6 protein-coding genes are annotated in these 6,222 nt (G+C 68.9%); 3 read left to right on the forward strand and 3 right to left on the reverse strand.

What is annotated here, in order from left to right; translation table 11 throughout:
* Positions 1 to 131 precede the first annotated feature (131 nt).
* On the reverse strand, positions 132 to 305 hold the full coding sequence (locus ADBZ6I_RS15195) for a DUF2613 family protein (protein WP_526385267.1): 174 nt from the start codon (positions 303 to 305) through the stop codon (positions 132 to 134).
* A gap of 122 nt (positions 306 to 427) precedes the next feature.
* Here ADBZ6I_RS15195 and ADBZ6I_RS15200 point away from each other — a divergent pair, with 122 nt between their 5' ends.
* Together ADBZ6I_RS15200 and ADBZ6I_RS15205 are read left to right on the forward strand one after the other, a co-directional pair.
* Positions 428 to 1,636 carry a glycoside hydrolase family 3 N-terminal domain-containing protein gene (locus ADBZ6I_RS15200; RefSeq protein ID WP_526385269.1) on the forward strand — a complete coding sequence of 403 codons (1,209 nt, stop codon included), beginning with the start codon at positions 428 to 430 and terminating at the stop codon, positions 1,634 to 1,636.
* Positions 1,637 to 1,652: 16 nt separating this feature from the next.
* Entirely contained in the window at positions 1,653 to 2,279 is a 627-nt protein-coding gene (locus ADBZ6I_RS15205; protein ID WP_526385271.1) for a TetR/AcrR family transcriptional regulator, read from the forward strand.
* Here the strand turns inward: ADBZ6I_RS15205 and ADBZ6I_RS15210 are convergent.
* Both ADBZ6I_RS15210 and ADBZ6I_RS15215 read right to left on the reverse strand, forming a co-directional pair.
* Positions 2,276 to 3,106 carry a MaoC/PaaZ C-terminal domain-containing protein gene (locus ADBZ6I_RS15210; RefSeq protein WP_526385273.1) on the reverse strand — a complete coding sequence of 277 codons (831 nt, stop codon included), beginning with the start codon at positions 3,104 to 3,106 and terminating at the stop codon, positions 2,276 to 2,278. The genes ADBZ6I_RS15205 and ADBZ6I_RS15210 overlap by 4 nt on opposite strands.
* 1 nt (position 3,107) lies before the next feature.
* Positions 3,108 to 4,472 (reverse strand): 3-oxoacyl-ACP reductase, encoded by a 1,365-nt coding sequence (locus tag ADBZ6I_RS15215; RefSeq protein WP_526385275.1) that lies wholly within the window; start codon positions 4,470 to 4,472, stop codon positions 3,108 to 3,110.
* 117 nt (positions 4,473 to 4,589) lie between these two features.
* On the opposite strand from ADBZ6I_RS15215, the gene ADBZ6I_RS15220 reads away from it, so the two are divergent.
* Positions 4,590 to 5,906 carry an acetyl-CoA C-acetyltransferase gene (locus ADBZ6I_RS15220; RefSeq protein WP_526385277.1) on the forward strand — a complete coding sequence of 439 codons (1,317 nt, stop codon included), beginning with the start codon at positions 4,590 to 4,592 and terminating at the stop codon, positions 5,904 to 5,906.
* The last annotated feature ends 316 nt before the right edge of the window (positions 5,907 to 6,222 follow it).

Here is a 6,222-nt window from a genome sequence, read left to right on the forward strand (position 1 = left end):
GTCATCTCCCGCATCGAACGCGGCCTACAGCGCGACGACACCTTCGCCGACACCTACAGAAACTGGCTCAAGGCCGCTTGACACGAATAGGAGCATCAAGTTGTGATTGCCGCCAGGAGTGAGGAGCGGGGTTAGCCGCGGTTGCCGTACTCGACGCGGTTGAGCACCGAGGACGCCGGGTCGCCCGGCTGCAGCGCCGGTTTGGTGTCCTGCTGGATCATCAGGGTGGCGCCGAACACCGATGCGGCCCCGAGTAGCAGGCCTACCAGCATGCTGGCGGCGGCGGGGACCACGAACCGGGTCATTGTCGGCACTCCTTGGCTGGCGCGGCATATCGGGGGCAACCCCGCTGGTCAACCTAGCACGCACCGCACCCGCCGGACCCACCTCGGTTGGACTCCCGCAGCTCTCATGACAGCATGTGCGCATGGTTATTCGCTCGAACACTGTGCGCACCGCGGTTGCTCTGGCGGCCGTGCCGATGATCCTGGCCGGTTGCTCCAGCCCCGCTGAGCAGAAGGCAGCGCCCTCCTCGGACACGGTCACCAGCGCCGAGTCGGCCGTCGTGACACCCATGTCCGGGCCGCTGTCCCCGCCGGCCGCACCAGCCCCGCCGGCCTGTGGTGACGGCTCGGCGATGCTCGCCGCCATGTCGACCCGCGACAAGCTGGCCCAGACCCTGATGGTCGGGGTGCGCAACGCAGCCGACGCCCGCGCCGTGGTCGGCACCCACCATGTCGGCGGGATCATGATCGGCAGCTGGACCGATCTGTCGATGCTGACCGACGGCACGATCAGCGCCATCTCCAATATGGGTCCGCTGCCGCTGGCCGTCAGCGTGGACGAGGAAGGCGGCCGGGTGTCGCGGCTGTCGTCGATGATCGGCGCCATCCCGCCGGCCCGCACGCTGGCCCAGACCAAGACCGCCGACGACGTCTACCAGATCGCGCTGTCCCGCGGCCGGCAGATGCGCGGCATGGGCATCACCGTCGACTTCGCCCCCGTGGTCGACGTGTCCGATCAGGGCGACGACACCGTCATCGGCGACCGGTCGTTCTCCAACGACCCGGCCACCGTCACCGCCTACGCCGGGGCGTTCGCCCGCGGCCTGCGCGATGCCGGTGTGCTCCCGGTGCTCAAGCACTTCCCCGGCCACGGGCACGGCTCCGGCGATTCGCACACCGGCGCGGTGAGCACCCCGCCGCTGGATCAGCTGATGGACAGCGACCTGGTGCCCTACCGCACCCTGGTGGGCCAGGGTCCGGTCGCGGTGATGATGGGCCATCTCGAGGTGCCCGGACTGACCGGTAACACCCCGGCCAGCCTCAGCGCCCCGGCGGTCAACCTGCTGCGCAGCGGCGGCTACGGCGGACCTGGCTTCAACGGCGTGGTCTTCAGCGACGACCTGTCCAGCATGGCCGCCATCTCGGCGCGCTACGGCGTCGCCGAGGCGGTGCTGCGCACCCTGCAGGCCGGTGTCGACCAGGCGCTGTGGATCACCACCGACGAGGTCCCCGCTGTGCTCGACCGGCTGGAGAGCGCCGTGAGCAGCGGCGAGCTGGCGATGCCGGCGGTGGAGGGCTCGGTGCTGCGGATGGCCGGCGTCAAGGGCCCCAGCGGTCGTTGCGGCGGCTAGGCCGGCTGGTCTGACGATGGCTGCCGGTGGCACCAAACGGCTGCCGCGCGCGGTGCGCGAGCAGCAGATGCTGGACGCCGCCGTGCAGATGTTCTCGGCCAACGGCTACCACGAGACGTCGATGGACACCATCGCTGCCGAGGCGAAGATCTCCAAGCCGATGCTGTACCTGTACTACGGCTCCAAGGAGGAGTTGTTCGGCGCCTGCCTGAATCGGGAGATGGGGCGGTTCCTCGACGTGGTGCGGGCCGACATCGATCTGCGGGCCAGTCCGCGTGAGCTGTTGCGCCGCACAATCTTGTCGGTGCTGCATTACATCGATGCCCATCGGGCTTCGTGGATCGTGCTCTACACCCAGGCGACCAGTTCCCAGGCCTTCGCCCACAACGTCCGTGAAGGACGGGAGAAGATCATTGACCTGGTGGCCCGACTGCTGGAGACCGGCACCCGTCATCCGGTGCCTGACAGTGACTTCCACATGATGGCGGTCGCACTGGTCGGGGCGGGCGAGGCGGTGGCCGCCCGGGTCAGTGCCGGGGACGCCGACGTCGACGAAGCCGCCGAGTTGCTGATCAACCTGTTCTGGCGAGGACTCAAGGGCGCACCCGCGGAACGGGACGTCGACAAGGCCGAGTCCCGCTAGAGGGCCCGGACGCTGCCGGTTAGGTGCGGGTAGCCCTTGGTCATGTTGCGCAGCGCGATGTCCCAGCCGCCGCTGACCCGGTCGACGTAGAGCCCGGCGGTGGCCGGCAGCAGCACCGGCTTGCCGAACTTCACCGAGTAGCGCACCGCATCCGGCAGCTGGCCGGAGATATTGGCCAATACCGCTGCCGCGCTGAACATCCCGTGCGCGACCGCGGTGGGGAAGCCGAAGAGCTTGGCCCCGACCGAACTGGTGTGGATGGGGTTCTGGTCGCCGCTGACCGCCGCGTAGCGACGGATCTGCCCGGAGCCGATCCGCAGGACCGCACTGGGCGGCGGGAGCTTCGGCTGCGTGGCCGGCTCCGGCTTGGCCTCGTCGGACAGACTGGTCCGCTGCTGGTGCAGGAACGTCGAGACCTGCTGCCAGACAACGTCGTTGCCCACCGAGACATCGCTGAGGAAGTCGACGAGCAGGCCCTTGCGGTGCTCGCGCAGGTTCTGCGCCCGAACCTTCACCGCGAGCGTGTCGGTGACCGCGATCGGGCGGTGGGCGGTGATCTGGTTCTCCACATGGACCGCCCCGACCGCCGTGAACGGAAAGTCGAAGCCGCTCAGCAGCGACATCACCGACGGGAAGGTCAGCAGGAACGGGTAGGTGATCGGCACGTGGTCGCCGTAGCGCAACCCGGTGACCGCGGCGTAGGCCGCTACATTGGCCCGGTCGATCGGCAACTCAGGCACCGTGACGACTCGCTCGGGCACCCGGTCCCCGCGAGGGATGAAGGGAAGCGCGCCGGCGGCGGCGCGAGCCATGGTCAGCAGTTCCATCTCAGGCCCCCAGCATTGCCTGGCCGCACACCCGAATGACGTTGCCGGTCAACGCGTTCGACGCCGGACTGGCGAAGAAGGAGATGGTCTCGGCGACGTCGACGGGCTCGCCGCCCTGGTACAGCGAGTTCAGCCGTCGGCCCACCTCCCGGGTGGCCAGCGGGATCGCCGCGGTCATCTCGGTCTCGATGAACCCCGGGGCGACGGCGTTGATGGTGATGCCCTTGTGGGCCAGCGACGGTGCCAGTGCCTGGGTGAGGCCGATCATGCCGGCCTTGGTGGTGGCGTAGTTGGTCTGCCCGCGGTTCCCGGCGATCCCCGCCATCGACGACAGGCCGATCACCCGGCCGCCCTCGCCGATGCTGCCGTTGCCCACCAGACCTTCGGTGAGCCGAAGGGGCGCTTGCAGATTCACCGCGATCACCGCATCCCAGCGGGCGTCGTCCATGTTGGCCAGCAGTTTGTCTCGGGTGATGCCGGCGTTGTTGACCAGGATGTCGGCCCGGCCGCCATTGACGTCGGAGAAGTGCTCGCGCAGGTGCGCGGTGATCCGGTCGACGGCGTCGGCCGCGGTGACGTCCAGCGCCAGCGCGGTGCCGCCCACCCGGGCCGCAGTTTCTTCCAGGGCCTCGGCAGCCTGCGGGACGTCGACGGCCACCACCGTCGCGCCGTCGCGGGCGAAGACCTCGGCGATGGTGGCGCCGATTCCGCGGGCCGCGCCGGTGACGATGCCGACCTTGCCGGCCAGCGGCTTGTTCCAGTCCGCGGGCCGGTGGGAGTCGTCGGCACCGACGTAGAACACCTGTCCGTCGACGTAGGCCGACTTCGCCGACAGGATGAACCGCAGCGTCGACTCGCAGCCGGTGGCCGCGGTCTTGGCGCCGGGGGAGATGTACACCAGTGCCGCGGTAGCGCCCCGGCGCAGTTCCTTGGCCAGCGACCGGGTGAAGCCCTCCAGGGCGCGCTGGCAGATGTGCTCTTGCGCGTCGGTCACCTCCGCCGGGGTGCTGCCGAGCACCACGACCCGCGCCGACGGCCCGAGGTTGCGCAGCACCGGGGTGAAGAACTCGAACAGCCCGCGCAGACCTGCCGGGTCGGTGATGCCGGTGGCGTCGAACACCAGGCCGCCGAAGGTGTCGGCCCAGCGGCCGCCGATGTTGTTGCCGACGATGTCGTAATCGTCGGCCAGCGCGGCGCGCACCGGCTCAGCCAGCCGGCCGTCACCACCGATCAGCAGTGAGCCGTCCAGCGCCGGGTCGCCCGGACGGTAGCGGCGCAGCGTCTCGGCTGCGGGCAGGCCGAACTGTTTGGCGAGAAACGATCCGGGGGCGGAATTGATCACCTGGGACAGAAGGTCGGAAGCCACGGGAGTGCCTTTCGCGTTTGCGATACGTCGTAGGTGGGAACGAACTTACTCCAGAGTAAGGAGGGTGCGTACTATGGGTTCTCTCACAGGGGTTCGCATACCCATTGGTCGCCCGATATCAGCGGAGGTTTTGTCGTGGCTCCTTCCACCCGGCGCCGGGTCGCCGTTCTCGGCGGTAATCGCATCCCGTTCGCCCGTTCGGACAGTGCCTACGCCGAGGCGTCCAATCAGGACATGTTCACCGCCGCACTGGACGGCCTGGCGGACCGGTTCGGCCTGCGGGGTCAGCGCCTCGATGCGGTGATCGGCGGGGCGGTCCTCAAACACAGCCGCGATTTCAACCTGATGCGCGAAAGCGTGCTGGGCAGCAAGCTGTCGCCGTACACCCCGGCGTTCGACCTCCAGCAGGCCTGCGGCACCGGGCTGCAGTCCGCCATCGCCGCCGCCGACGGCATCGCCCTGGGACGGTACGAGGTAGCCGCCGCCGGCGGGGTGGACACCACCTCCGACGCGCCGATCGGGCTGGGAGACAACCTGCGTCGCTCACTGCTGGGGCTGCGCCGCGCGAAGTCAAACGTCGACCGGCTCAAACTGGTCGGTCGGCTGCCGGCCGCTCTGGGTGTGGAGATCCCGACCAACGGTGAGCCCCGCACCGGGCTGTCGATGGGCGAGCACGCCTCCGTCACCGCCAAGAAGATGGGTATCAAGCGCGTCGAGCAGGATCAGTTGGCGGCCGCCAGCCACCGCAACATGGCGGCGGCGTATGACCGAGGGTTCTTCGACGATCTGGTCACCCCGTTCCTGGGTCTGTACCGCGACAACAACCTGCGCCCGGACTCCTCGGCGGAGAAACTCGCCACCCTCAAGCCGGTGTTCGGAGTCAAGAACGGCGACGCGACGATGACGGCCGGCAACTCCACCCCGCTGACCGACGGCGCCTCGGTGGCTCTGCTGTCCAGCGAGCAATGGGCACAGGACCATTCGCTGACCCCACTGGCCTACTTCGTCGACGCCGAGACCGCCGCGGTGGACTACATCAACGGCGCCGACGGCCTGCTGATGGCGCCCACCTACGCCGTGCCGCGGCTGCTGGCCCGCAACGGGCTGAGCCTGCAGGACTTCGACTTCTACGAGATCCACGAGGCGTTCGCCTCGGTGGTGCTGTGTCATCTGCAGGCCTGGGAGTCCGAGGAGTACTGCAAGGAGCGGCTGGGCCTGGATTCAGCGCTGGGCGCGATCGACCGGGCGAGGCTGAACGTCAACGGCTCCTCGCTGGCCGCCGGGCACCCGTTCGCCGCGACGGGCGGGCGGATCGTGGCCCAGCTGGCCAAGCAACTGGCCCAGAAGAAAGCCGAGACCGGTCAGCCGGTGCGGGGTCTGATTTCCATCTGCGCGGCCGGTGGCCAGGGCGTGACGGCGATTCTCGAAGCATGAGGACTGTCGGTTTGAGCATCAGGGGCCGGTTTGAGTCTCGCATGGGCGGGGTAAACCTGGTTGCGGATAGCTCCGTATTACGGTCTGACCCCCGACCCGGCGGTAATGCGGGGCATCCTCGGACCAACAGTGGCCGTCGCTGGAGCGGAGGGGACCCCAGCGGCGGTCACTTTGTCGTTGACGCAGGCCGGCTGTCGACCAGACCGGATTGCACCACCGCGGCGTCGACGTAGCGTTGAACGGGCCGGGCCTGGAAGAAACCGGTGTGTCCACCGTGGTACCAGCCGATGTCGGGCCGGCCCCAGTGCTCCCAGAT

It is taken from the genome of Mycobacterium sp. (genome assembly GCF_044342925.1).
Lineage (GTDB): Bacteria > Actinomycetota > Actinomycetes > Mycobacteriales > Mycobacteriaceae > Mycobacterium.

Excerpts from the sequence above, each read along its gene's own strand:
- ADBZ6I_RS15195 (WP_526385267.1), bottom strand. The coding sequence starts at position 305 with ATGACCCGGTTCGTGGTCCCCGCCGCCGCCAGCATGCTGGTAGGCCTG.
- ADBZ6I_RS15200 (WP_526385269.1), top strand. The coding sequence starts at position 428 with ATGGTTATTCGCTCGAACACTGTGCGCACCGCGGTTGCTCTGGCGGCC.
- ADBZ6I_RS15205 (WP_526385271.1), top strand. The coding sequence starts at position 1,653 with ATGGCTGCCGGTGGCACCAAACGGCTGCCGCGCGCGGTGCGCGAGCAG.
- ADBZ6I_RS15210 (WP_526385273.1), bottom strand. The coding sequence starts at position 3,106 with ATGGAACTGCTGACCATGGCTCGCGCCGCCGCCGGCGCGCTTCCCTTC.